Origin of the sequence: Streptomyces sp. AN091965 (assembly GCF_022698285.1) — a bacterium.
Classification (GTDB): domain Bacteria; phylum Actinomycetota; class Actinomycetes; order Streptomycetales; family Streptomycetaceae; genus Streptomyces.
The window spans coordinates 2,961,127-2,985,645 of sequence record NZ_JALDMY010000001.1 but is presented as its reverse complement, the minus strand read 5'-3'; the positions used below and the strand labels follow the sequence as shown (position 1 = coordinate 2,985,645).

Sequence of the window (24,519 nt, the reverse complement as noted above, 5' to 3'; positions counted from 1 at the left end):
TCGGGCGGCCTTCGCGATGTCTGCTGGGTACGCGCAGTCAGTGGGCCGCCGGATGAGCGGGCCACCACCAGGAGCGGGTCGACTGCGTGAACATGCCCGCACCCTAGCGCATCATCAGCACGTCGAGCGCCTCGTCCAGATAGGCGCCGAACTCGGCCTCGCCCGGCAGCACCGACGGCACCGCGTGCCCGAGCTGGGCGTGGCCCAGATAGACCGTGTACGCCAGCAGGCCCCGGCGGCGGGCCTCCGGCTCGGGGAAGCCGAGCAGGGCGAAGAGCCCGGCGACGTACGCGACGCGGCGCTCGGTCACCCGCCGCAGGGCCGCGGCGACCCGCGGGTCCGACGCGGTCGCGAGCAGCGCGACCTCCAGCGGGTCGGCGGCGGCCGCGCCGATGGCCTCGGCGAAGAGCAGCCGGATGCGCCGCCGCACGTCCGGCTCCGCCTCGACCTCGCTGATGGTCTCCTCGGTGTTGGTCTCCGCCCAGCGCTCCAGGGCGGCCTCGACGAGGGCGTCGCGGTTCGCGAAGTGCCAGTAGAAGCTGCCCTTCGTGGTGCCGAGGCGGGCCGCGAGGGGCTCCACGGCGACGGCCGCGAGCCCGCCCTCGCCGATCGCCACGAGCGCCGCGTCCGCCCAGGCCCGCGCGGTGAGCCGGGGCTTCGCCGGGGTGCTCCTCCGCTGCCGTTGCGTCATGCCCATACGGTACCGTATGGTTACCATACGCCAGCGTATGGAGGTGTGCCATGAGTGTCGTACGCAATGAGCACGAGCGAGTGGTCGAGGCTCCGGCCGGTGCGGTGGGGGCCCTCCTGGACCGGCTGTCCGCGCCGGACGACCCGCTCTTCCCCACCCCGGTCTGGCCCGCGATGACCTTCGACGGCCCGCTCGCCGTCGGCGCCACCGGCGGCCACGGCCCGATCCGCTACCGGGTGGCGGCGTACGAGCCCGGGCGCCGGATCCGCTTCGACTTCACCGCCGCCTCGGGCGGCTTCCACGAGCTGACCGTCGAGCCGCTGGGGGAGCGCCGCTGCCGGGTGCGGCACGTCCTGGAGACCGGGGCGAGGGGCCTGGAGCGGCTCTGGTGGTCCGCGGTGATCCGGCCCGTGCACGACGCGGTGGTCGAGGAGCTCCTGGACAACGTCGAGCGCGCCGCGACGGGCACCTGCGCCCGCCCCGTCCGCTGGACCCCCCGCGTCCAACTGTTCAACCGGCTCTCCTGGGACCGCCCGGAAGCCGTCGACCGGCCCGAAGGGGCCCGCCTGCTCCGCGCCGCCGTCGACCGGCCCGGGTACCGCGACGCGTACCGCATGCCCCTGCTCCCCGGCCAGCCCCGCGACCCGGAGGCCTGGACCGGCGTCCTGCGCGGCTTCCCGACCCTGGCCCGCCAGGACGGCGAGGTGCTCCTGGACGTCCAGGTCACGGGCCTGACCGCCCGGGCGTCGATCCTGGTCGACGAGCGGTACGTCACCCTGAGTACAGCCGTGCGGACCGATACCGCCCGCGGCCGCCTCTACTGGAGCGCGGTCCGCCTCGGACACCCCTTCCTGGCCCGGATGATGCTGCGCCGCACCCACCGCGGCCTCGCGCTCGCCGCCCCGAGCGCGGGGGAGCGGGCGCGACGGGCCGTGACGGTGTGAAGGGCTCGTCGTTTCACTTCGTGAGACGTTTGTTCCCCGCCCGCGCGGGGGTGGCCCCAAGCTCAAAACGCTGCTTCAGATCGGTGCGGCTTGTTCCCCACGCATGCGGGGCTGCGGGGCGCGGAGGAACCGCCGCACTCCGGTCGTCTCATCAGACGGGCAGCGGCAGGACCACCGGTCCCGACCCCGTAAGGTTTACGAGGTGACCGTGAACGCTGATTCCCGAGCCGTCGCCGCCAAGGCGACCTGGCGAAACCTGCCCGCGGCGCAGCAGCCCGAGTACCCCGATGCCGAGGCTCTGCGCGATGTGATCGCGGACCTCGAATCGTATCCCCCGCTGGTCTTCGCGGGCGAGTGTGACCAGCTGCGCGCCCGGTTGGCGGCCGTCGCCAGGGGTGAGGCGTTCCTCCTCCAGGGCGGCGACTGCGCCGAGTCGTTCGACGCCGTGAGCGCCGAGCACATCCGTGCCAAGCTCAAGACCCTCCTCCAGATGGGCGCCGTGCTCACGTACGCCGCCTCCGTGCCCGTCGTGAAGGTGGGCCGCATCGCGGGGCAGTACTCCAAGCCGCGCTCCAAGCCGACCGAGACCCGCGACGGCGTGACGCTGCCGACCTACCGCGGCGACTCGGTGAACGGCTTCGCCTTCACGGAGGAGGCCCGCGTCCCGGACCCCGAGCGCCTGAAGCGGATGTACAACGCCTCCGCGTCGACGCTCAACCTGGTGCGCGCCTTCACCACCGGCGGCTACGCGGACCTGCGCCAGGTGCACGCCTGGAACCAGGACTTCGTGAAGTCCTCCCCCTCCGGCCAGCGCTACGAGCAGCTCGCCCGCGAGATCGACAACGCGCTGAACTTCATGCGGGCCTGCGGCACCGACCCGGAGGAGTTCAAGACGGTCGAGTTCTTCGCCTCCCACGAGGCGCTGCTGCTCGACTACGAGTCGGCGCTGACCCGCGTCGACTCCCGCACCGGCGATCTGTACGACGTCTCGGGCCACATGGTGTGGATCGGTGAGCGCACCCGCCAGCTGGACGGCGCGCACATCGAGTTCGCCTCCAAGATCCGCAACCCGATCGGGATCAAGCTCGGCCCGACGACGACGGCCGAGGAGGCGCTCCAGTACATCGAGCGCCTCGACCCCGAGCGCGAGCCCGGGCGCCTGACCTTCATCGCCCGCATGGGCGCGGACAAGGTCCGCGACAAGCTCCCCGAGCTGGTCGAGAAGGTCACCGCGTCCGGCGCGACCGTCGCCTGGATCACCGACCCGATGCACGGCAACACCTACGAGGCGGCCTCCGGCCACAAGACCCGCCGCTTCGACGACGTCCTGGACGAGGTCAAGGGCTTCTTCGAGGTCCACAAGGCGCTCGGCACCCACCCCGGCGGCATCCACGTGGAGCTGACCGGCGACGACGTCACGGAGTGCGTGGGCGGCGGCGACGAGATCTTCGTCGACGACCTGCACCAGCGCTACGAGACGGCCTGCGACCCGCGGCTGAACCGCAGCCAGTCCCTGGACCTGGCGTTCCTGGTCGCGGAGATGTACCGGGACCAGTAGCTCCTGCCCGTACGCACGCGTGGGGCGCGGATCCGTGTGATCCGCGCCCCACCGGCGTATCCGGGGCTTTTGCGTGCCCGATGTCGCGGGTAAGGTTAGGTTAGCCTCACCGATCAATCGGGACGGCGTTACCGATGAGTCCTGTCCGGGAGGTGAACCGCGTGTACGTCTGCAACTGCTTCGGGGTCACCGAGGCGCAGGTGAAGAAGCACGCGGCGGACGGCGCCTGCACCCCCCGGCAGATAGCGTCGGCCTGCAAGGCGGGCACGGACTGTGGTTCGTGCGTACGGCGCATCCAGGCGCTGCTCGGCCGGGGCGCGTGCCCGCGCCGTGAGCTCGTGGACCAGGGAGAGCCGTTGCTCTCCGATCTGGACGAGGCGGCCTAGCTCTCCGGCTGCTCGATGAGCTGGGCGATGTACAGCGGCTCACCGAGCTTCTCGACCAGTTCGAGCTGGGTGTCGAGATAGTCGATGTGGTGCTCCTCGTCCTCGAGGATCGACTCGAAGATGTTCGCGGACGTGATGTCGCCCTTGGCGCGCATCACCTCGATGCCGCGCTTGAGGCGGTCGATCGCCTCCGCTTCGATCTGGCGGTCCGCCTGGAACATCTCGGTGACGGACTGGCCGATGCGTACGTGGAACAGCCGCTGGTAGTTGGGCAGGCCGTCGAGGAACAGGATCCGGTCGGTGAGCACCTCGGCGTGCTTCATCTCGTCGATCGACTCGGACCGGGTGAACTTGGCGAGCTTCGTCCAGCCGTTGTTCTCCTGCATCTTCGCGTGCAGGAAGTACTGGTTGATCGCGGTGAGCTCGGCGGTCAGCTGCTCGTTGAGGAATTCGATGACCTCGGGGTCGCCCTGCATCGCAGAGGCTCCTTCCAAGCGGGGGGACTGGCAGGTAGCGCGCATCCTTGCACCGGCGTCCGAGGGGCGTCCAGTAAGTGCACGCTTAGTAGGAGTTGCCCGAATCCGCGTATACCTGGTCACGTCCACTGCTTCCGGTCTGTCAGGATGGAGGCATGGGTCAGCCGGTGGGTCGTACATCTCGAGACGTAGTGGAGCCGGACCTTCCGCCGGGGCAGCGACTGCAGCGCGGCTGGCCGGTCACGCACTACGGCCCGGTCCCCAAGTTCCGCCCGGAGCGCTGGGACTTCAGGGTGTTCGGCGCCACCGCCGACGGCGAGAAGCACTCCTGGACGCACGAGGAGTTCTCGGCCCTGCCGTACGCGACGGTGGTCGCCGATCTGCACTGCGTCACGAAGTTCAGCATGCTCGGCGCCGAATGGGGCGGCGTGCTCGCCCGTGACCTGACCGAACTCGCGCCGCCCGCGCCGAACGCCACCCACGTGATGGTCTGGGCCGAGTACGGCTTCAGCTCGAACCTGCGCCTCGCGGACTTCCTCAGCGACCGCACGATTTTCGCCACGCACAAGGGCGGTGAGCTGCTCACCGCCGAGCACGGTTTCCCGCTGCGGCTCGTGGTGCCCCAGCTGTACGCCTGGAAGGGCCCCAAGTGGGTCCGCGGCATCGAGTACATGACCGCCGACCGCCGCGGCTTCTGGGAGGAGCGCGGCTACCACAACATCGGCGACCCCTGGCGCGAGCAGCGCTACTCCTACCAGGAAGAGCCCGGGGACGGCCCCGAGCTCTGACTCCTGGCGGCGCTGTCCGCGCCGGTCAGTGGTGGTACTGGTGGACCACCGCGTGGCCCTTGCCGCGGCCGATCATCCACTTGTTGACCGGTGTCGTGATCACGAAGGCGGCGGCGAGCGCGATCGCGAGCAGGTACCAGAACATCGGGTCCGACAGATGGGCGTCCATGCCGCCGGGCCACAGCGCGATCACGCCGTTGTCGATGAGTTCCATGACGGCGATGGACAGCGTGTCGGCGGCGAACGCGACCCGCAGGGCTGTCTTGAAGTCGACACCCGCCTTGAGGATGCCGCGCAGCGTCAGCGAGTAGCCGAAGAGGAACGCGAGGATGATCGCGAGGGTCATCGTCGGCACGTTGCCCCAGCCGAGCGCGGTGCCGATGATCATGCCGAGCACTTCGCCGATGGCACACCCGGTGAGGCAGTGCAGCGTCGCCTGCGCCGCCATGGACCAGCTGACCTTGCCGCCGCCTCCGTGGTGGGCGTGCGTGCCGTGGCCCGCGTGGCCGTGATGCTCGTGCTCCGCGCGGTGCCCGTGCTCCGCGCGGTGCCCGTGCTCCGCGTGCCCGTGTTCTGCATGGGGTCCATGCTCCGGGTGTTCTGTGTGGTGTCCGTGGTGCTCGTGGTTCCCGTGCTCCGCATGCGTGTCGTGATGCATGACAATTCCCCCGACGTCAGACAACGGTTCCTGCCTCTGAAAAAGAACCGTATACCCCCTCGGGGTATTCCTCAAGATCTTTGGGAGTCGCTTCCCGGGGGTCGGCCCGGCCTCTGCGCTATCCCCTGAGCTCCTTGAGCCGTGCCACGTCGGCGGCGTGCCCTTCCTTCCCGCCCGGCGTCTCGATGATCAGCGGCACGCCGTCCGTGGCCGGGTGGGCCAGGAGCTCGCGGAAGGCCTCGGCGCCGATGTGGCCGGTGCCGATGTTCTCGTGGCGGTCCTTGTGCGCGCCGACGACGTCCTTGGAGTCGTTGGCGTGGACCAGCTTCAGGCGGCCCTCGCCCACGGTGTCGACGAGCAGGTCGAGCGTCTGCTTCACGCCGCCGGGGCCGGCCAGGTCGTGCCCGGCCGCGAAGACGTGGCAGGTGTCCAGGCAGACGCCGAGCTTCGGATGGGCGTCCAGGGCCTCGAAGTACGGGCCGAAGTCCCAGGTGCGGGAGCACAGCGACGAGCCCTGGCCCGCGGTCGACTCCAGGAGCAGGAACGGGTCGTCGTCGTGCGTCAGCTCGTCGAGCAGCGGCAGCATGTGCTCGCGCACCTGGCGCAGCGCCACGTCGCGGCCCCGGCCGCCGGTGGCCGAGCCGGTGTGAACGACCACGCCGAGCGCGCCGATCTCCCGCCCGCGGCGCAGCGAGTGCCGCAGCGACTCCACGGACTTCTCGACCGTGGCCTCGGTGTGCGAGCCGAAGTTGATGAGGTACGGGGCGTGGACGTACGCCGGGATCCCCTCGGCGGCGCAGGCCGCGCGGAAGGCCTCGTCCTGCTCGGGGTTGCCCGGGGGCGTCGCCCAGCCGCGCGGGTTGGCGACGAAGACCTGGACGGTTTCCGCGGCGAGGTCTCGGGCGTAGGCGAGACCGACGCGGGCGAGGCCGCCGGCGACGGGGACGTGGCTGCCGATGGGGGACTTCTTGCTGCTCATTCGCACCAGGGTGGCACGCCGCCGGGACCGGTCCCGCGCGGGGTGCGCCCCAGGACCGGATAGGGGCAGGTCAGGGGCGCACCCCGCGAGGGAAACCGGTCAGCGGATCGTGATGGTGATGCTCGACCCCTTGGGGGCCTCGTCGCCCGGGTCCACCGACTGGTCCTTCACCGTGTCACCGAAGATCCCGAGCAGCCCCCGGTCCTCGTCGACCTCGAACCCCGCGGCCTTCAGCTTGTCCGTGGCCTCGCCGACCTTCATCCCCTCGACGTCGGGGACCTCCACCATCTCCGGCCCCTTGGACAGCGTCAGCGTCACCGTGTCGCCCCCGGCGAGCCGCTCCTCCGCCTCGGGGGACTGCTTGGCCACGGCCCCCTTGTCCTCGTCGGAGAAGACCCGCGTCGGCGCGATCTTCACCTTGAGGCCCGCCTCTTCGAGCTCCTCGCGCGCGTCGCTCTCGGAGTCGCCGGTGACGTCGGGCACGTCGATGGGGCTGCCCTTGCTCACGAGGAGGGCGATGGCGGTGCCCGCCCTGCGGACCGTGCCGGGCTTGGGGTCGGTGCTGATCACGGAGCCCCTGGCCACGTCCTCGCTGAAGGTCTTCGTGACCATCCCGGCGCCGAGCCCGGCGTCGTCGAGCTTGTCCTTCGCCTCGGAGAGCGGCGTGCCCTCCAGGTCGGGGACCTTCACGGTCTGCGGGCCGAGCGAGACGGTCAGCGTGACCTTGCCGTTCTGCCGGATGCGGTCGCCGACGCCGGGGTCGGTGGCGATGACCGTGCCGCGCTTGTCGGTGTCGCTGTACGCGCCCTTGACCTTGCGCACGTCGAGCCCGACGTCGTCGAGCCGCGCACGGGCTTGTTTCTCGGTCTTGGCGAGCACCGCGGGGACCGTCGTGAACTGGCCGGAGTTGATGTACCAGACGCCCGCGCCGACGCCCAGGACGAGCAGCACGGCCGCTATCGCCACGGTTATCCCGCGCCGGGCGAGCAGCCGCTGCCGGATGCGCTCCTTGACGGAGGCGGGGCGGGCGGCCGGTGCCCCGGCGGGGCGCGGCGGGGGCTGCGGGGTGCGCAGCACGCTGGTGCGGTTGAGCCCGTCCTGCCCGGCCTGTCCCGGGCGGCCGACGTCCCGGGTGGCGGGCAGCGGCAGCTGCACCGCCCGGTCCGCGCGCGGGATGACGCTCGTACGGTCCTCGGAGGTGTCGTGGCCGGCGTGCTCCGTGGCGCGGGCCAGCGGCGGCACCGTGTCCAGCTGCGCGTCGGTGAGCGCGAGGCGTGCCTCGCGGAGCAGCGCGAGCAGCGCCACCGCGTCGTACGGGCGCAGGTCGGGGTTGCGGGCGGTGGCCGTGGCGACCAGCTCGTCGAGTTCGTAGGCGAGGCCCGGCACGGCCGCGGACGGGGGCGGCACGTCCTCGTTCAGGTGCTGGAAGAGGACCTGCGCGGGGGAGTCGCCGGAGTGCGGCTTGGCGCCGGTCAGCATCTCGTACAGGACGACCCCGGACGCGTACACGTCCACGCGGGTGTCGGCCGTGCCGTGCTCGATCTGCTCGGGGGCCAGGTACGACACCGTGCCGAGGACGGTGCCCGTGGTGTTCGTGACCGAGTCCACCGCGCGGACGAGGCCGAAGTCGGCGACCTTGACGCGGCCGTCGTCCCCTATGAGGACGTTCTCGGGCTTCATGTCGCGGTGCACGAACCCGGCGCGGTGGGCGGCGCCGAGGGCGGCGAGGACCGGCTCCAGGATGTCGAGGGCGGCGCGCGGGCGCAGCGCGCCGCGCTCGCGGAGCACGTCGCGCAGGGTGCAGCCCGCGATGTACTCCATCGCCAGGTACACGTACGGGCCGTCGGTGCCCTGGTCGAAGACCCCGACCACGTTCGGGTGGGCGAGGCGGGCGACCGACTTGGCCTCCCGGATGAAGCGCTCGACGAACGAGGCGTCGGCGGCGAGCGTCGGGTGCATCACCTTGAGCGCGAGCACGCGGTCGAGGCGGGTGTCCACGGCCCGGTAGACCGTGGCCATCCCGCCGACCGCGATCCGCCCGTCCACGCGATACCGCCCGTCGAGCACCTGCCCGACGAGGGGGTCCTTAAGGGTCGTGTCCACGCAGGGAGTCTACGAGCCGCCACCGACGCCGGAGCCGCCCCGGGTCCCGCCCGGGGCAGACTGCAGCGGAGCTGTGACCGAGCCCGCGGCTCAGAAGGCGGGCCGCTCCGGATCCAGGGCCGCCAGGCCCTCCGCGGGGGACGACGCCTCGGCGAAGTGCCGCCGGGGGATGCGCCCGGCCCGCAGGGCCAGGCGCCCGGCGACGACCGCGTGGCTCATGGCCTCCGCCATCAGGACCGGCTCCCGCGCCCGTGTCACCGCGGAGGCGAGCATCACCCCGGCACACCCCAGCTCCATCGCGAGCGCCACGTCGGACGCCGTCCCGGCCCCCGCGTCCAGGATCACCGGCACGCGCGCGTGCTCCACGATGAGCTGGAAGTTGTGCGGGTTGCGGATCCCGAGCCCGGAGCCGATGGGGGAGCCGAGCGGCATGACGGCCGCGCAGCCGACGTCCTCCAGCTTCCGGGCGAGCACGGGGTCGTCGTTCGTGTACGGAAGGACGGTGAAGCCGTCGTCGACGAGCGTCTCCGCGGCGTCGAGCAGCTCCACGGGGTCGGGCAGGAGGGTGCGCTCGTCGGCGATCACCTCCAGCTTCACCAGGTCCGTGCCGAGCGCCTCGCGCGCCAGGCGCGCGGTGAGCACGGCCTCGCCCGCGGTGAAGCAGCCCGCCGTGTTGGGCAGCACGCGGATGCCCAGGCGCTCCAGGACGGACAGGACGGAGCCGTGCGTACCCGGGTCGACGCGGCGCATCGCGACGGTGGTCAGCTCCGTCCCCGAGGCCACCAGGGAGCGCTCCAGGACGTCGAGGCTCGGCGCTCCGCCCGTGCCCATGATCAGCCGGGACGACAGCGTGAGGCCGCCTATGACGAGGGGGTCGTCCGCCATGTCGTCAGCCTCCTTGGACGGCGGTGAGGACTTCGACGCGGTCGCCGGCCCGGAGCACGGTGGTGGCCCATCGTGCGCGCGGGACGACGGTTTCGTTGAGGGCCGCGGCCACGCCGGACGGCGCGGTGGTCAGTTCGGCGACGAGGGCGTCGAGCGTGGTGCCCGCGGCGACGTCGCGTGCCTCGCCGTTGACCGACAGGGCGAAGGCTGCGGAGGGCGTGGTCATACGGGCAGCTCCGAAAGGTCCTTGGGCGTGGCGGGGGCTGCCGCGGCGAAGCGCAGCGGCGTGAACGGCCGGGCCTCGTCGGGCAGTTCGCCGGTGGTCAGGAGGTGTGCCATGACGTCGCCGGTGACGGGGGTCAGGAGCACGCCGTTGCGGTAGTGGCCGGTGGCCAGGTGCAGGCCGGGCAGGGCGGTGGGCCCGAGCAGCGGAGCGTTGTCGGGCGACCCCGGCCGCAGCCCGGCCCGGGTCTCGGTGAGCGGCAGTTCGGTGATGCCGGGGACCAGCTCGTGGGCGTCGCGCAGGAGCTCGTAGACGCCGCCCGCGGTGACCGTGGTGTCCCAGCCGAGCTCCTCGCTGGTCGCGCCCACGACGAGCTCGCCGCTGAGCCGCGGCACCAGATAGACGTGGCTGCCGCGGACGACGGCGCGCACGGTCCGGCTCAGGAACGGCGCGTACCGCTCGGGCACGGTGAGCCGCAGGACCTGTCCCTTCACGGGCCGCACCGGCGGCAGGACGTGATCCGGGACACCGGCGAGACGGCCGCTGAGGCTGCCCGCCGCGAGGACGGTCTGCCCGGCGCCGAGCGTACTGCCGTCGGCGAGGACGACGCCGGTGGCGCGGTCCCGGGCGACGACCAGCCGCTCCGCCCACGCGCGCGTGAAGGCCACCCCGGCCCGCTCGCACGCCACCAGGAGGGCGGCGGTGAGCCGGCGCGGGTCGACCTGGTGGTCGCCGTCGACGCGGAGGCCGCCGCGCACTCCGGGGGCGAGCATCGGTTCGAGGCGGCGGCACTCGCGGCCGCTCAGCCACTCCGAGCGCAGGCCCGACTGCTGCTGGAGGAGGTGCAGTTCGCGCAGGTGGGCGCGGTCGTCGGCGTCGAGTGCGACGGCCAGCGTGCCGCACGCGCGGTAACCGATGTCCTCGCCGGACGCCTCCGTCAGCTCGGCGGCGAAGTCCGGGTAGCGCCGGGCGGAGGCCAGGTTCAGACCGAGCAGCGTCTGCTCGCCGTGGTGCAGTTCGGTGACGGCGGCCAGCATGCCCGCCGCGACCTGTGCTGCGCCGCCGCCGGGCTCGGGGTCGACGACCGTGACGGACAGGCCGCGCCGCGCGGCCCGCCAGGCCGTGACCAGGCCGATGACACCACCGCCGACGACCAGCACGTCCGCCGGTCCGGCGGACGGTGGTGACGTACGAGAAGGTGACGTACGGGAAACGGACGCGTTCGGTGGTTTCGTACGGGAACGCATGGGCGTCCAGCCCCTCCCTTCGCCGGCATGACCCGGATCAGGTTCGTACGGTCGGAGGCCGTCCCAGCCTCCCTCTCAGCCCGGTCGTCCGGGCTCCCGCGAGTGCTCTGCACCGGCCACCCTAGCCCGTCGCCCGCCGGGCCGGTAAGCCCGTCGTGTGCGGGCGCCGGGGGCCGTCCTACAGTTGATCGGGTGAGCGAAGAGCGGAAGCGGGCGGGACAGCGGGTCGTCATCGTGGGCGCGGGCATGGCCGGGGTGCAGACGGCCGTGGCCCTGCGCGAACGGGGGTTCACCGGGCCGGTCACCCTGATCGGCGCGGAGCCGCACCAGCCGTACGACAGGCCGCCGTTGTCCAAGGCGGTGCTGCTCGGCAAGGCCGAGGGCTCGGCCTTCGACATCGACTTCGAGGCCCTCGGCATCGAGCTGCGGCTCGGCGTCGAGGTCACGGGCGTCCGTCCCACGGACCACGAGCTGGACACGGCGGCGGGCCCGGTCGGGTACGAGAGCCTGGTCCTCGCCACCGGTGCCGAACCGATCCGCCTGCCCGGCTCGGACGGCGTGCCCGGGGTCCATCTGCTGCGCACGCTCGACGACGCGGAGCGGCTGCGGCCGGTGCTCGCCGAGCAGCACGACGTCGTGGTCGTCGGGGCGGGCTGGATCGGCGCGGAGTTCGCCACGGCGGCGCGCGACGCGGGCTGCGCCGTGACGGTCGTGGAGGCCTCCGGGCGGCCGCTCGCGGGCGCGCTGCCCGCCGAGGTCGCGGCCCCGATGGCCGACTGGTACGCCGAGGCGGGCGCCGCACTGCGCACCCACGCGCGCGTGGCGCGCGTCGAGCCGGGCGCGGTCTTCCTCGACGACGGCAGCAGGCTGCCCGCGGGTGCCGTCGTCGTCGGCATCGGGGCCCGGCCCGCGACGGCCTGGCTCGCCGGTTCCGGCATCGAGCTCGGCGTCCACCGCGAGGTCGTGGCCGACGACCGGCTCCGCACCTCCGCGCCCGACGTGTACGCGGTCGGCGACTGCGCGTCCTTCCCGTCGGGCCGCTACGGCGAGCGGCTCCTCGTGCACCACTGGGACAACGCCGTGCAGGGGCCGCGCACGGTGGCCGCCGACATCGTCGGCGAGGCCCCGGAGGCGTACGACCCGGTGCCGTACTTCTGGTCCGAGCAGTTCGGCCGCTTCGTCCAGTACGCGGGCCATCACGCGGGCGCCGACGAGCTGATCTGGCGCGGCGACCCCGCGACCCCGTCCTGGACGGTGTGCTGGCTCCGCGACGGCGCGCTGGTGGCCGTCCTCGCGGTGGGCCGCCCCCGGGACCTGGCGCAGTCGAGGAAGCTGATCGACGCGGCCACCCCGATGGACGCGACGTTGGTCACGGACCCGGCGATCCCGCTGAAGAAGGCGATCCGCTCCTGAGGCCCCTGCGCGCGGCGAAGCCGCTCACGCCCGGGCGCCCCAGCACACGGGCCCGCGCGGCGAAGCCCCGGCCCCCCGCTACCGGCCCCCGGCCGGAGGTGGCACGCTTGATCCGTGACCGAGATTGACGCAAAGACCGATGCTCTCGTCCCCGCCTGGCTCCACCTCCCCGACATCGCAGAGATGCTCGACATCGAGGTGACGCGCGTGCGGCAGCTGGTCAAGGAGGGCCAGCTGATCGCCGTGCGCCGCGGTGAGAACAGGACGCTTCAGGTTCCGGCGGCCTTCATCGACGGCGACAAAGTCGTCAAGGGCCTGTCCGGAACGCTGACGCTCCTGCGGGACGACGGTTTCTCCGACGAAGAGGCGCTCGAGTGGCTCTTCACCCCCGACCCGACCCTGCCCGGCACCCCCGCGCAGGCACTGAGCGAGAATCGCGGCACGGAGGTGAAGCGCCGCGCGCAGGCGCTCGCCGTCTGACCTGACAACCATCTGGCGTACGGGCCGGGGCAGCCGCCCGGCCCGTACGCCACCGACATCGGGGGGAACGCTCCATGGCCACCGACACGGCGGGCGGCTCCGCACGCGCCCGGCTCGCGGACGCGCGGCTCTATCTGTGCGTGGACGCGCGCAAGCGCGAGGGGGACCTCCCGCAGTTCCTGGACGCCGTCCTGGCGGGCGGCGTCGACATCGTGCAGCTGCGCGACAAGGGCATGGAGGCCGCACAGGAGCTGGAGCACCTCCAGGTCTTCGCCGACGCCTGCCGCCGCCACGGCAAGCTCCTCGCGGTCAACGACCGCGCGGACGTCGCGCACGCCATCGGCTCCGACGTGCTGCACCTGGGCCAGGGCGACCTGCCGGTGCCCGCGGCCCGCGCGATCCTCGGCGCGGACGTCCTCGTCGGCCGCTCCACGCACGCCGAGGAGGAGGCCGCCGCGGCGGCCGCCCAGGAGGGCGTGGACTACTTCTGCACCGGCCCGTGCTGGCCGACGCCCACGAAGCCGGGCCGCCACGCTCCGGGCCTGGACCTCGTGCGCTACACGGCCGGGCTCGGCACGGACCGCCCCTGGTTCGCGATCGGCGGCATCGACGCGACAAATCTGGACGAAGTGCTCGAAGCGGGCGCCCGCCGGGTGGTCGTCGTGCGCGCGATCACGGAGGCGGACGACCCCGGCGCCGCCGCGGCGGACTTCGCGAAGCGGCTGCGTACCGTCTGACGGGACGACGGTGCCCGTGCCCGTGGCGCACGCGGGACGGCGGCGCCCGTGGCCGTGGCATACGACGGGGGCACGAGGCCCGAGGGGTACCCCGGTCGCATCAATATGTACGTACACCCGTCTGATCAATAGCTTGTGGGTGTCCGAGGAGCGGACAACAAGCTGACCAAATGGACATATCACCTGCCTTTGGTTGGGCGACCGGCGTGGCCTGGCTAACCTGCCGGTATGGCCCTAGGCACTGCTTCCACCAGGACGGACCGCGCACGCACCGTGCGCGACATGCTCGCGACCGGCAAGACCACGTACTCCTTCGAGTTCTCTGCGCCGAAGACCCCCAAGGGCGAGCGGAACCTGTGGAACTCGCTGCGCAGGGTCGAGGCGGTCGCGCCGAGCTTCGTGTCCGTGACGTACGGAGCCGGCGGCTCCACGCGCGCGGGCACGGTCAAGGAGACCCAGCAGATCGTCGCCGACTCGACGCTCACCCCGGTCGCCCACCTCACCGCCGTCGACCACTCGGTCGCCGAGCTGCGCAACATCATCGGGCAGTACGCGGACGCCGGGATCCGCAACATGCTCGCGCTGCGCGGCGACCCGCCCGGCGACCCGATGGGCGAATGGGGCAAACACCCCGAAGGTCTTACCTACGCTGCTGAACTGGTGCAGCTCATCAAGGAGTCCGGCGACTTCTGCGTGGGAGTCGCGGCCTTCCCGGCGATGCACCCGCGCTCGACCGACTGGGACTCCGACGTCCGGCACTTCGTCGACAAGTGCCGCGCGGGCGCGGACTACGCGATCACGCAGATGTTCTTCCACCCCGAGGAATACCTGCGGCTGCGCGACCGCGTCACCGCGGCGGGCTGCGAGACGCCGATCATCCCCGAGATCATGCCGGTCACGAACGTGCGCCAGCTGGAGCGACTGCCGCAGCTCAGCAACGCGGACTTCCCGCCCGCCCTCAAAGAGCGGATCCTCTCGGCGCAGGACGATCCCGCCGCTGTACGCTCCATTGGTATCGAGTTCGCGACGGAGTTCTGCGCGCGGCTCCTCGCCGAGGGCGTCCCGGGGCTGCACTTCATCACGCTGAACAACTCCACGGCGACGCTGGAGATCTACGAAAACCTGGGCCTGCACCACCAGCAGGCCTGACCGGTCGTACCCGCGCGGCGGCCGCAGGGGAGAGGGGCGTACATGGGCTTGACGGTCCTCTACTGCGCGTTCGGCGCGGTCGCGCTGTGGTTGCTCGGCGAGGTGCTGCTGCAGTACAAGGCGCGGCTGCGCTGGCGGCTCCTCGCGTTCGTCGGCTTCCTCGGCGTGGTCGTCGGCGTGCTGCTGTCGTCGGTGCTCGTGATCGCCGCGGGCGCCGTCGCCTTCGCCGTCGGGCAGACCTACGTGACGCTGTCGTTCCGCCGCGGCTTCGCGAGCGGCTGGGCGGTCGGCGGCAGGCCCGGCGCGAGCAAGCGCCGCAGGGCGGGCTCCGGCGCCGCGGCCCAGCCGACGCTCCAGGTCTCCGAGCTGGAGTACGAGGCGGACGCCGCGGGCCCGGAGGCCTCCGCCGAGCCGGACGCGCTGGAGTCGACGGCCATGATGGAGGTGCAGTCCGCGGGCCCCGGCGTGTACGCACCCGAGCCGATGCCCGACGACACCGGCCAGTACGGCGTCTACGGAGAGGGCCAGCAGCCCCCGCCCGCCACCGGTGACGGCTACGCTTTCGACACCTACGCCCCGTACGACCAGCAGGGCGCCCCGGCCCAGCAGGACCCCCTGCACTTCGCCTACGGAGACACGGGGGAGCAGCGCTACGCCGCCTACTCCGACCCGTACATCGGCCCGCAGACCTACGGCGCCCAGCCGAGCTACGACACCTACGCCGACAAGGCCGCCTACGCGCCCTACGGCGGGGACGCGTACGGCACGGGCTACCAGGACACCCCGCCCGGCGGCGTCTGGGTGCCGCACCAGCGCACCGGCGACGCCGCGCCCTACGGCGCCGAACCGCCGCTCGAACAGCCTCCGTACCCGCCGTTCGACCCCGCCCAGGCCGAGCCGGACCAGCGGAACGTCTTCGGCCACGAGCCGGGGTACAACGGCGAGCAGCAGTACCGGTACTGAGCGGACCCGGGCCCTCGGGCCCGCTCCGCCCGGCTCACTGGGAGCCGCGGAACTCCGGCCCCTCCACGATCAGCCCGGCGACCAGCGTGCCGGACATGCCCGCGTGCGGCAGGCCGCCGCCGGGGTGCGCCCAGCCGCCGGCCGCGAACAGGCCTGCCACGGCCGTGCTGTTGGCGGGGTGCAGCAGGTGTCCGCCCGCCGCCGCGAGGGAGGGCGGGGGGACCGCGCCGCCCTCGGCGCCGGTGGCCGCCTCGACGTCGGCCGGGGTGCGGACCTCGTGCCACAGGAGGCGGTCGCGAAGGCCGGGGACGGCGGTCTCGGCGCGCTCGACCAGCGCCCTGACGTCCGCGTCCGTGACGGTGGCGCCCGCCGGGACCGTGGCGGTCAGGGTCACCGCCTCGTGGTCCGCGTCCGGTCTGCTCGCCTCGTCGTCCGGGCGCAGGACGGCGAGGGTCGGGGCGGCGGGGAGCCCCGGTCGCGGCCCGAAGACCCGGTCGAGCTCGTCCGCGCGGTCCGGGGTGTGCAGCACCGTGCGGTGCGGGGTGCCCTCGGGGCGGGCCCCGCGCAGGGCGAGGAGGACGGTGAGACGGCTGGGGAGGCCCGTCCGCGCGGGGACGTCGCCGGGGGCGCGCACCGGTGCCTCCGTGTCCGGACCGGCCGCGTCGGACAGCAGGGCCTCAAGCGCGCGCGGCGGGACGCCCGCCACCACGAAGTCCGCGTCCACCACGGTGCCGTCGGCGAGGCCGACGCCCGCCGCGCGGCCGTCCTTCACCACGATCCGCGTCACCGCCGAGCCGAAGACGAACTCGACCCTGCGGGCCAGGCACCGCTCGTACACCGCACGGGCGAGCGCGCGCAGGCCACCGCGCACCGACCAGGAGCCGAAGGTCTGCTCCAGATAGGGCAGGACGGCCGCGCTCGCGGGTGTCGTGCGCGGGTCGAGGCCGTGGGCCAGGGCGAAGTGCTCGAGCAGGGCGCACAGACGGGGCTCGCCGCTCAGCTCGAAGGCGCCGACCTCGGTGAGCGTGGCCGCGCGCAGCTCCTTGCGCAGCAGTCGGCGGCGGGGGACCGAGGGGTAGGGCTCGCGCTCGGCGAGCACCTGCCAGTTCGGCCACAGGGGCTCTTCCAGGAGGGGGCGGCGGGTGCGGTCCCAGGCCTCCCGCGCGCGGTTCATGAACGCCGACCACTGGGCGCCCGCGCCGGAGCCGAGGGCCGCGTCCAGGGCCTCGCTGACGCCCGCCCGCGAGGCGTTCGGCAGGTCCGTCGTGGTGCCGTCCGCGAACACGTGCCGGACCGCGGGTTCGACCTGGGACAGCTCGACGCAGTCCTCCAGGGGCTGCTTGCCCGTCTTCACGAACAGGTCGCGGTAGACCGCGGGCAGGTGCAGCAGGGCCGGGCCCGTGTCGAAGCCGAAGCCGTCGCGCTCCACGCGGCCGACCGCGCCGCCGTACGTTCGCGCGCGCTCGTGCACCACCACCCGGTGGCCCGCGACGGCCAGCCGGGCGGCGGCCGTCATGGCGCCCATCCCGGCGCCGATCACCACAATCCGTGCCATGCCAGGGACTTTATCCGCCGCCACTGACAACGCCGTCGGCCGCCCGCCCCTACGGCCTCCCACGCTGTCGGGGGCGCGGCCCGGGAGGGGGCGGGTCCGGTGGCCGCCCCGCCGCGGCGGCCAGGCGGCGCTCCTCGCGGCGCTGCGCCCTGCGCCGCAGGAACCGGCGGATGCGCGAGGCGAGGAAGGCGAGCAGCACCAGGCCGATGAGCAGCAGCACGCCCGCGATGACCGCCGCGGCCTCGGGGTGGAACATCGCGAAGCTGACCACTCCGCCGACGCCGAGGTCCTCCGCGGTGCTCACGATGGCGTTGCTGAACGGCTCCGGCGAGGTGTTGACCGCCATCCGCGTCCCGGCCTTGACGGCGTGGCTCGCCAGGGCCGTGGAGCCGCCGATGGCGCCCGCCGCCACGTCCGGGAGCGAGCCGCTCTGCCCGGCGAGCAGCGCGCCCACCCAGGCGCCGGACAGCGGCCGGACGACCGTGTGCACGGCGTCCCACACCGAGTCCACGTACGGGATCTTGTCGGCGACGGCCTCGCACGCGAAGAGCACGCCCGCGGCGATCAGCACCCCCGGGCTCTGCAGCGACTCGGGCACGTCGTCGGAGACCCCCGTGGCACCGAAGACGCCGAGCAGCAGGACCACCGCGTAGGCGTTGATCCCGCTGGCCCAGCCGCTGGTGAACACCAGGGGGAGAACACTCACGAGGTCACCGGCCTGCGGAAACGCGTGTCAGGCGGGCGGGGGAGTCAGCACGGTTCAGCACCACCCCAGGATCATGCAGCGGGACGCGGTACGCCATCGAGAACCGACGGGATCCGAGCCGTGACGGCTTGCCGAACCTCGCCATGTACGGGTGTGAGAGGCCTCGGCGCGAAGCGTCTCGCGCTGCGGGCGACACGCACGGGGACCGCGGCAATGCGAAGAGCGCTGCGGGGCGAAGACTACGGTGCGGGCGTGTTCGGTCTTGTGGTCATGCTCGTGCGGCTCGGGAGTGCGCTGCGTACGGCTTGGGGAAGGCCCACGTTCCGGGGAACGGCGTGGACGCTGGCGTTGCTGTGGACCTCGGCCACCCTCTTCTACGCGCACCAGGAGGGGTGGGGCGTGCTGGACTCCTTCTACTTCGCGGTGTGCACCGGGTTGACGATCGGGTACGGGGACCTGGCGCCTGCCACCGCTCTCGGAAGGGTCTTCACGATCCCGTACGGGCTCCTCGCGGTGGGTGTGTTCGCTGCTCTGGCCACCCAGCTCGCCCAGGCCTTCACCACGACTCACGCCCACCGGGCGGCCCGCATCAAGGCCCGGAAGGGGACGGCCGAGCACGGGCACGGACGTGATCGCAACTAGTAAGCGACGTTCCGGCCTGCGCGTGAGCACCCGGGCCTGAGTATCCGTACCTAGGGGTGGAGATGAGTACGCGCGCGGATGGGGTCCGACGTGCGCGGACGGGAGAGTGATGACACGGAGAAGGGCGCGGCACCGGCACCGCCGACACGGGGCGGCGGAACGGGGCGGCGCCCTTGGCCGCTCCTCCCGCCTCGCAGGCGGGAGCGAGGTCACGGGGGCGACCGGGGGAACGACCACGGGGGTCGCGCGGGGGACCGAGAAAGCGCCGGTCCGGTGTGCCTGTGCCAGGCCGCACCGGACCGGCGCCGTGCGACGGGGGATGCGTACGAACGGGTGAACCGCGGGGCGCGTGCGTCCCGGTGGCCCGCCCGGGTCAGCGGCTGCCGCTCACCCGCCCCTGGAGCAGCCGGGACAGCGCCGCGTGCACGTCGTCGAGCGAGCGCTCCGGCTGGAAGGACTGCCAGTCGAGCGCGGCCACCAGGACCATGCCCACGAGGGCCGCCGCCGTCAGGGGGATGTCGATCTCCTCGCTGAGCTCGCCGTTCGCCACGCCCGCGCGCAGGACGTCCTCGACCACGGCGACGGCCTGCTGGCGGACGACCATCAGGGTGGACTGCCAGGCCCGGTTCGTGCGCCACAGCTCGGCGACGTACAGCTGGGTGAAGGCCGGGTAGCGGTCGATGAAGAGGAGGCCCGCGCGGATCATCGCGTCCAGGGCGTCGACCTTGCTGCCGCCCTCCAGGACGGTCCGCTCGGCGGCGTCCTTCAGGGAGGCGGTGAGCAGGCCCACGCCGTGCCGCAGCAGCTCTTCGAAGAGGACGGACTTGCTGGCGAAGTTGTAGTAGACCGTGCCTTTCGCGACGCCCGCCCGTTCGGCGATCTCGTCAACTGTCGTGGCGGAGAACCCCTGTTCCGCGATGAGGGTGACGGCGGCCTCGTACAACTTCTGCCTGGTGGCCTCACGCCGCGTGCTGCTCGCGCTGCTTTCCATACGCCTGATTTTCACAGGTTCCGTCCCGTTCACAGGCTCAGCTCCGGGTGCAGCCGGTCGAGTGTCCACACCTGCTTGCGGCGCGCGGTGACGGCGGTGAGCGCGAGGGCGCCCGCGGTGAAGGCCGCCAGGACCGCGCACGCCTGCCAGACCGGGCCCAGGCCGCCGCCCGTGATGAGCCTCCTGAGGGCGTCGACGACGTAACTCATCGGCAAGTAGGGGTGGATCGCACGGAAGAAGCCGGGGCTCGTCTGCACGGGGTACGTGCCGCCCGCCGACGTCAGCTGGAGCATCAGGACCGCGAGGACGAGGATCCGCCCGGCGGCTCCGAAGCGCGCGTTCAGCCACTGCACGATGGCCGCGAAGCAGGCCGTCACCAGGGTCAGGAAGCCGATGGTTCCGGCGGCCCGCGTCATCTGGAGCCCGAGGCCCCAGTGGAGTACGGACATCAGGGCGGCCACTTGCAGCACTCCCAGGGCCGCGACCGGCAGCCAGCCCGCGAGCGCGACGCGCCACGCGGCGGCGCCCGCGGCGAGCGCGCGCCGGTTGAGCGGCTGGATCAGCATGTACGCCACCATCGCGCCGACCCACAGGGACAGCGGGATGAAGTACGGGGCGAAGCCGGTGCCGTAGTTGGGCGCCTTGTGCAGGGACTGGGAGGCGAGCTGCACGGGGTCGGCCATGACGTCGGTGCGCTGGTCGCGGTCCTTCTTGTCGTAGTCGGGGATCTTCTCGACGCCGTCGTGCAGGCCTCCCGCCAGCTTCTGGGAGCCGTCCGCCAGTGTGAACAGGCCGCCGTTGAGGTCGCTCGCGCCCGTCTTCAGCTTGCCGACGCCCGCGTCCAGCTCCGTGGCGCCGGTCTTGGCGGTGCCGAGGCCCGTGTGCAGCTTCTTGGCGCCCTTGGCGACGTCCCCGGCGCCCTTGTTGAGCGCGTTGACGTCCCGGACGGTCTTCTCCAGCTTCTCGTCCAGGTGCGGGGCGCGGTCGGCGAGGCCCTGGGCCTTCTTCTGCAGCGTGCCGAGGCTCGTGTCGAGCTGCTTCAGATCGCCGTTCTGGTCCTTGACCAGCGTGTCGACGTCCCCGGCGATGGTCGAGACGTCGGCCGCGACCTCCTTGGCCTTCTTCAGCTTCGGGCACCAGGAAGGGGCCTCGGGGGCCTGCCGACACTGCTCTTCGTAGAAGCCGTCCAGGGCGGCCGAGGCCACCTTGGCGTCGGTGGCCGCCTTGGGAGCCCTCTCGACCAGGGTGCTCAGGTTGTGGCGGACCGCCTTGGAGGAGTCGGCGACGAGCTGCGCGCTGTCCCCGAGGGTCTTGCCGTTGTCCTTCAGATACGGCCGTACCTTGGCCGCCTCGCCGTTGACGCGGTCGGCCAGCTTCCGCGTGCCGTCCGCGACGCGGCGCGAGCCGTCCTCCAGGTCGCCCGCGCCGGAGTGCAGCTTCCTGACGCCCGAGGCGAGGTTCCCGCTGCCGTCCTTGGCGCTCTTCAGGCCGTCGACGAGGTCCTTGGAGCCCTTCTTCGCCTTTCCGATGCCGCCTTCGAGCTTGTCGGCGCCCTTGGCCGCCTTCGCCGTCGCCCCGTGGATGTCGGAGAACGAGATGAAGATCTTGTCGAGGAAGCCGCGCGAGGCCTTGGTGGAGGCCGCCCTGCGCACCTCCGAGAACACCGTGCGGGAGATCTGCCCGACGATGTAGTTGTTCGCGTCGTTCGTGCGGACCTGGAGGGCCCCCGTCTCCGGGGAGGCGCCCGAGCTCGACGCGACGCGCCTGCTGAAGTCGGACGGCATGGTCAGCGAGAGGTAGTACGTGCCGTCCTCGACGCCCTCGCGGGCCTCGGCGGCGCTCACCTCGCGCCAGTCGAAGGTCTCGCTGTCCCGCAGCTTCTTGACGATGCTGTCGCCCGCCGCGAGCTTGTCGCCGTCGACCTTGGTCCCCTTGTCGTCGTTCACGAGCGCCACGGGGATCCGGTCGAGGCGGCCGTACGGATCCCAGAACGAGCACAGGTACAGGGCGCCGTACAGCAGGGGAAGCAGCAGGAGCGCGACGAGTGCCGCGCGCGGGAGCCTGCCCCTGCCGAAGCGCTTGAGCTCAAGCGCGGCGAGCTTCGGGGAGCGCATCCGCTGTCTCCTTGTCGTCGTCGGTGGAGTCGGTGGAGTCGGTGGAGTCGGTGGGGCTGGTGGCGCCGGTCGCGTCGGGGCGCTCGGCGGCGGGTGCGGTCGAGACCACGACCGCGTCCTCGGGGGCCTCGCTGCACACGGCCACGACCGTCGTCCCGCGCGCGGCGACGGACCGCAGCAGCTCCCAGGCCTCGTCCCGCTCGGCGTCCGACAGCTTGAGGTCGGTGTCGTCGACGCCGAGCAGCCGGGGGCGCCCGACGAGCGCGAGCGCCACCGAGAGCCGCAGCGCGTCGAGGCGCTCCAGGTCCCGCACCGACGTCCGCGAGCCCTTGGGGAGCGCGGCGACGTCCAGCCCGGCGGCCCCGAGCGCGGTGTCGATCCGCAGCCGGGACGCGGTCGCCCGCTCCGCGCGCGGGCGCAGCAGGCCGCGCAGCGAGCCCTCGTACCGCCGCTCCAGGAGCGCGCGCTCCCGCAGGTGCTCGGCGACGGTCAGCGCGGGGTCGAGGTCGTTGACGCCCGGCACCGGGCCGAGCGCGCTGATCCGGCGCACCGCGGCGAGCTGCCCGGGAAGCCGGGCGCGGCCCACGGACGCCGAGCCCTCGGTGGCCCGCATGCGCCCCGTGAGCGCGAGCAGCAGACAGGTGCGGCCGGACCCGGAGGGGCCCTCGACGGCGACGAGCGCCCCTGGCTCCGCCGCGAAGCCGATGCCGCGGAAGGCCCAGCCGCGTGGCCCCTGGAGTCCGAAGTCCGCCGCGCTGACGGCGGCGCCGTGCGAACCGTTCACGGTCTTCCTCGCCTTTCACGTCGTCCGAAGCGTGCGGGCCGACCGGCCGACCAGCAGGGGCCGGTGAGCCCGGGCCGCCCGGCGGGGCCGCCGCGCGGGGCCGCCGGGCGAAGTTTTTGTACTGACTGGTCAGTTCAAAAGGTAGCCCGAACCCACGAACGAGGCAAAGGCCCAGGTCAGCGCCGATTGTCAGTGGCGTACCCCACGATGGGCACATACGGCCACTGCGCCGTCACACAGACGACAGGAGGTTCGTCATGGCCCGTTCGCACGCAGCGGCCGCCGCACCCCGGCGCCGCGCCACAGGCCCTGCCCCCTCACTGACCGGCCCGGCGAGCGACGTGCACCCCGTCCTGCGCCGCGCCACGGCCCCGCCCGCCGCCCTCGAACTGCTCGCCCAGGCCCGCGCCGGACTCGACGAGGCCGCCCGCCTGGACCCTCCGAACGAGCGCTATGCCACGGCCCACCTGGCCGCCCTGCGCACCGCCGCCGCCGTCCTCGCCGCCCGCGGCAGGCCCGAGCTCAACCCCCGGCGCAGGCAGCGCATCCGCAGCGCCTGGGAAGTGCTGCCCGAGATAGCCCCCGAGCTGACCGAGTGGAGCGCCCTGTTCGCCTCCGGGGCCGCCCGCAGGGCCCGCGCCGAAGCGGGCATCCAGGGCGCGGCCGGCGTCCGCGACGCCGACGACCTGCTGCGCGACGCGGCGATGTTCCTGCGCCTCGTCGAGCGGATGCTGGTCCTCCAGCCCGTGCTGCCCCAGGCCCGTCAGGAGTCGCCGGATGCGGGCTGACCTGGGCGTGCGCCACGAGGCCCGGGCCGGCCCCGCGGCGCACGCCCGGCCCGGGGGCGGCCGGGTGCCGCCGTGAGCGGGTGCCCGCGCCGCCCGCCCCCGGTGATGCCGGGGCACGGGTCCAGAGGCAATAGGGTGGGGGCGCCCGTACCCGAACAGCCCGCCGACGCACAGGCGGAGCCGCGCCGAGGAGTCAACTGCCGTGTCGGACCCGATGCGCCCGCCCGCCTCCCCCCGCCCGCCGCAAGCGGCGTCGCTGCGCTCCGACCCCCCTCGCCCCCGCGCTTCCCTCCGTACGGCCGTGGTCTGGGAGGTCCTGAAGGACGCCCTCGACCGCCGGGTCAAGGCCACCGCGGGCGACGGCCCCGGCGGCCTGGAGGTCCTGGACACCGGCGGCGGCAGCGGGAACTTCGCGGTACCCGTGGCCCGCCTCGGCCACCGCGTCACGGTCGTCGACCCCAGCCCCAACGCGCTGTTCGCGCTGGAGCGCCGCGCCGCGGAGGCCGGTGTCGCCGACCGCGTGCGCGGCGTCCAGGGCGACGTGCACGGCCTCTTCGACGTCGTCGAGCGCGGCGGCTACGACGCGGTGCTCTGCCACGGCGTCCTGGAGTACGTGGACGACCCCGCCGAAGGCGTGCGCAACGTGGTCGGAGCGCTGCGCCCCGACGGCGTCCTGAGCCTGCTCGCCGCGGGCCTCGGCGGCGCCGTCATCGCCCGGGCCCTGGCCGGACACTTCACCGAGGCCCACCGCGCGCTCCAGGACCCGGCCGGGCGCTGGGGCGAGGGCGACCCGGTGCCGCGCCGCTTCACCGCCGACCAGCTCACCGAGCTGGTCGAGGGCGCGGGCCTGCGCGTGGCCGGGGTGCACGGCGTGCGGGTCTTCGCCGACCTCGTGCCCGGCGTCCTCGTCGACACCGAGCCCGGTGCCCTGGAGGCCCTCCTGAAGCTGGAGGCGGCGGCCGCCGAGCTGTCCGCGTTCCACTCCGTGGCCACCCAGCTCCATGTGCTCGGCGAGACCCCCGAGGCGAGCGGGGCCTGAGCGCCGACGGGCCGCTGGGGCCCCTGTGACGCCTGGGGCTACCTCGCTGATCAGGGGCGCAGCAGCACATGGAGTACGCCACAGGCCCCCCGAACGGGCTACGGGCGCCGTATGATCGAGGGACACCGTCCGGCATGACAGACCGGCCGCTGGGGAATGCAGGCTTCAGCGAGCCGGAGCGACCTGACGGTCCGGTTTGGCGAAGTTGGCGCAGAGGGGC

The 24,519-nt window shown here is 73.1% G+C and carries 26 protein-coding genes and 1 riboswitch; of the genes, 12 read left to right on the top strand and 14 right to left on the bottom strand.

The window, feature by feature from the left end:
* Positions 1-37: 37 nt before the first annotated feature.
* The gene (locus tag MQV74_RS41360) at positions 38-94 is read right to left on the bottom strand and encodes a trp operon leader peptide (protein ID WP_138966368.1); all 57 of its coding nucleotides are present in this window, start codon (positions 92-94) and stop codon (positions 38-40) included.
* Positions 95-103: 9 nt separating this feature from the next.
* On the bottom strand, positions 104-697 hold the full coding sequence (locus MQV74_RS12415) for a TetR/AcrR family transcriptional regulator (protein ID WP_242716965.1): 594 nt from the start codon (positions 695-697) through the stop codon (positions 104-106).
* 44 nt (positions 698-741) lie between these two features.
* On the opposite strand from MQV74_RS12415, the gene MQV74_RS12410 reads away from it, so the two are divergent.
* The 3 genes from MQV74_RS12410 to MQV74_RS12400 all read left to right on the top strand — a co-directional run bounded on the left by MQV74_RS12410 (position 742) and on the right by MQV74_RS12400 (position 3,579).
* Complete coding sequence (locus MQV74_RS12410; protein WP_242716963.1) at positions 742-1,635, top strand: SRPBCC family protein; 894 nt, start codon at positions 742-744, stop codon at positions 1,633-1,635.
* 202 nt (positions 1,636-1,837) lie between these two features.
* A complete protein-coding gene (locus MQV74_RS12405) occupies positions 1,838-3,193 on the top strand; it encodes a class II 3-deoxy-7-phosphoheptulonate synthase (RefSeq protein ID WP_242716961.1) in 1,356 nt (451 codons plus the stop codon).
* Between the two features lie 134 nt (positions 3,194-3,327).
* A complete protein-coding gene (locus MQV74_RS12400; protein WP_242716959.1) occupies positions 3,328-3,579 on the top strand; it encodes a (2Fe-2S)-binding protein in 252 nt (83 codons plus the stop codon).
* On the opposite strand, the gene bfr is transcribed toward MQV74_RS12400, so the two are convergent.
* Positions 3,576-4,055, bottom strand: coding sequence for a bacterioferritin (gene bfr, locus MQV74_RS12395; RefSeq protein ID WP_138959260.1), 480 nt, complete (start codon positions 4,053-4,055; stop codon positions 3,576-3,578). The genes MQV74_RS12400 and bfr overlap by 4 nt on opposite strands.
* A gap of 155 nt (positions 4,056-4,210) precedes the next feature.
* On the opposite strand from bfr, the gene MQV74_RS12390 reads away from it, so the two are divergent.
* Positions 4,211-4,843 carry a sulfite oxidase-like oxidoreductase gene (locus tag MQV74_RS12390; protein WP_242716957.1) on the top strand — a complete coding sequence of 211 codons (633 nt, stop codon included), beginning with the start codon at positions 4,211-4,213 and terminating at the stop codon, positions 4,841-4,843.
* A gap of 25 nt (positions 4,844-4,868) precedes the next feature.
* On the opposite strand, the gene MQV74_RS12385 is transcribed toward MQV74_RS12390, so the two are convergent.
* The 6 genes from MQV74_RS12385 to thiO form a co-directional block, all read right to left on the bottom strand.
* Positions 4,869-5,501 (bottom strand): DUF4396 domain-containing protein, encoded by a 633-nt coding sequence (locus tag MQV74_RS12385; protein ID WP_242716955.1) that lies wholly within the window; start codon positions 5,499-5,501, stop codon positions 4,869-4,871.
* Positions 5,502-5,619: 118 nt separating this feature from the next.
* Entirely contained in the window at positions 5,620-6,480 is an 861-nt protein-coding gene (locus MQV74_RS12380; protein ID WP_138959257.1) for a deoxyribonuclease IV, read from the bottom strand.
* A 99-nt stretch (positions 6,481-6,579) separates the two neighbouring features.
* Positions 6,580-8,583 carry a Stk1 family PASTA domain-containing Ser/Thr kinase gene (pknB, locus tag MQV74_RS12375; protein ID WP_242716953.1) on the bottom strand — a complete coding sequence of 668 codons (2,004 nt, stop codon included), beginning with the start codon at positions 8,581-8,583 and terminating at the stop codon, positions 6,580-6,582.
* Between the two features lie 90 nt (positions 8,584-8,673).
* A complete protein-coding gene (locus tag MQV74_RS12370; RefSeq protein WP_172384063.1) occupies positions 8,674-9,468 on the bottom strand; it encodes a thiazole synthase in 795 nt (264 codons plus the stop codon).
* A 4-nt stretch (positions 9,469-9,472) separates the two neighbouring features.
* Positions 9,473-9,694 carry a sulfur carrier protein ThiS gene (gene thiS, locus MQV74_RS12365; protein WP_242716951.1) on the bottom strand — a complete coding sequence of 74 codons (222 nt, stop codon included), beginning with the start codon at positions 9,692-9,694 and terminating at the stop codon, positions 9,473-9,475.
* Entirely contained in the window at positions 9,691-10,938 is a 1,248-nt protein-coding gene (gene thiO, locus MQV74_RS12360) for a glycine oxidase ThiO (RefSeq protein ID WP_242716949.1), read from the bottom strand. Before thiO ends, thiS begins: the two co-directional genes overlap by 4 nt.
* Positions 10,936-11,048, bottom strand: a riboswitch (TPP riboswitch). Its footprint overlaps the gene before it by 3 nt.
* Before the next feature lie 136 nt (positions 11,049-11,184).
* Between thiO and MQV74_RS12355 the strand changes: the two genes are divergently transcribed.
* The 5 genes from MQV74_RS12355 (at position 11,185) to MQV74_RS12335 (ending at position 15,680) form a co-directional block, all read left to right on the top strand.
* On the top strand, positions 11,185-12,351 hold the full coding sequence (locus MQV74_RS12355) for an NAD(P)/FAD-dependent oxidoreductase (protein ID WP_242728626.1): 1,167 nt from the start codon (positions 11,185-11,187) through the stop codon (positions 12,349-12,351).
* A gap of 114 nt (positions 12,352-12,465) precedes the next feature.
* Positions 12,466-12,831: an Rv2175c family DNA-binding protein gene (locus tag MQV74_RS12350; RefSeq protein WP_030679421.1), complete on the top strand. Its 366-nt coding sequence runs from the start codon at positions 12,466-12,468 to the stop codon at positions 12,829-12,831.
* 74 nt (positions 12,832-12,905) lie between these two features.
* A complete protein-coding gene (thiE, locus tag MQV74_RS12345) occupies positions 12,906-13,568 on the top strand; it encodes a thiamine phosphate synthase (RefSeq protein ID WP_242716947.1) in 663 nt (220 codons plus the stop codon).
* A gap of 228 nt (positions 13,569-13,796) precedes the next feature.
* Entirely contained in the window at positions 13,797-14,717 is a 921-nt protein-coding gene (gene metF / locus MQV74_RS12340) for a methylenetetrahydrofolate reductase [NAD(P)H] (protein ID WP_242716945.1), read from the top strand.
* A gap of 42 nt (positions 14,718-14,759) precedes the next feature.
* Complete coding sequence (locus MQV74_RS12335; RefSeq protein ID WP_242716943.1) at positions 14,760-15,680, top strand: hypothetical protein; 921 nt, start codon at positions 14,760-14,762, stop codon at positions 15,678-15,680.
* A gap of 34 nt (positions 15,681-15,714) precedes the next feature.
* On the opposite strand, the gene MQV74_RS12330 is transcribed toward MQV74_RS12335, so the two are convergent.
* The gene (locus MQV74_RS12330) at positions 15,715-17,235 is read right to left on the bottom strand and encodes a phytoene desaturase family protein (protein WP_242716941.1); all 1,521 of its coding nucleotides are present in this window, start codon (positions 17,233-17,235) and stop codon (positions 15,715-15,717) included.
* A 49-nt stretch (positions 17,236-17,284) separates the two neighbouring features.
* Entirely contained in the window at positions 17,285-17,941 is a 657-nt protein-coding gene (locus MQV74_RS12325) for a DUF4126 domain-containing protein (RefSeq protein WP_242716939.1), read from the bottom strand.
* A 252-nt stretch (positions 17,942-18,193) separates the two neighbouring features.
* Between MQV74_RS12325 and MQV74_RS12320 the strand changes: the two genes are divergently transcribed.
* Positions 18,194-18,583, top strand: coding sequence for a potassium channel family protein (locus MQV74_RS12320; RefSeq protein ID WP_242716937.1), 390 nt, complete (start codon positions 18,194-18,196; stop codon positions 18,581-18,583).
* Between the two features lie 373 nt (positions 18,584-18,956).
* Here MQV74_RS12320 and MQV74_RS12315 read toward each other — a convergent pair whose 3' ends face one another.
* Genes MQV74_RS12315 through MQV74_RS12305 form a run of 3 tightly spaced genes read right to left on the bottom strand, consistent with a single transcriptional unit; the run spans position 18,957 to position 22,472 of the window.
* Complete coding sequence (locus MQV74_RS12315) at positions 18,957-19,574, bottom strand: TetR/AcrR family transcriptional regulator (RefSeq protein ID WP_030679400.1); 618 nt, start codon at positions 19,572-19,574, stop codon at positions 18,957-18,959.
* 29 nt (positions 19,575-19,603) lie between these two features.
* Positions 19,604-21,688 carry a YhgE/Pip family protein gene (locus MQV74_RS12310; protein ID WP_242716935.1) on the bottom strand — a complete coding sequence of 695 codons (2,085 nt, stop codon included), beginning with the start codon at positions 21,686-21,688 and terminating at the stop codon, positions 19,604-19,606.
* Positions 21,660-22,472: an ATP-binding cassette domain-containing protein gene (locus MQV74_RS12305; RefSeq protein ID WP_242716933.1), complete on the bottom strand. Its 813-nt coding sequence runs from the start codon at positions 22,470-22,472 to the stop codon at positions 21,660-21,662. Before MQV74_RS12305 ends, MQV74_RS12310 begins: the two co-directional genes overlap by 29 nt.
* Before the next feature lie 257 nt (positions 22,473-22,729).
* On the opposite strand from MQV74_RS12305, the gene MQV74_RS12300 reads away from it, so the two are divergent.
* Together MQV74_RS12300 and MQV74_RS12295 are read left to right on the top strand one after the other, a co-directional pair.
* The gene (locus MQV74_RS12300) at positions 22,730-23,260 is read left to right on the top strand and encodes an SAV_6107 family HEPN domain-containing protein (RefSeq protein WP_242716931.1); all 531 of its coding nucleotides are present in this window, start codon (positions 22,730-22,732) and stop codon (positions 23,258-23,260) included.
* Between the two features lie 202 nt (positions 23,261-23,462).
* Entirely contained in the window at positions 23,463-24,299 is an 837-nt protein-coding gene (locus MQV74_RS12295) for a methyltransferase (RefSeq protein ID WP_242716929.1), read from the top strand.
* Positions 24,300-24,519: the final 220 nt, after the last annotated feature.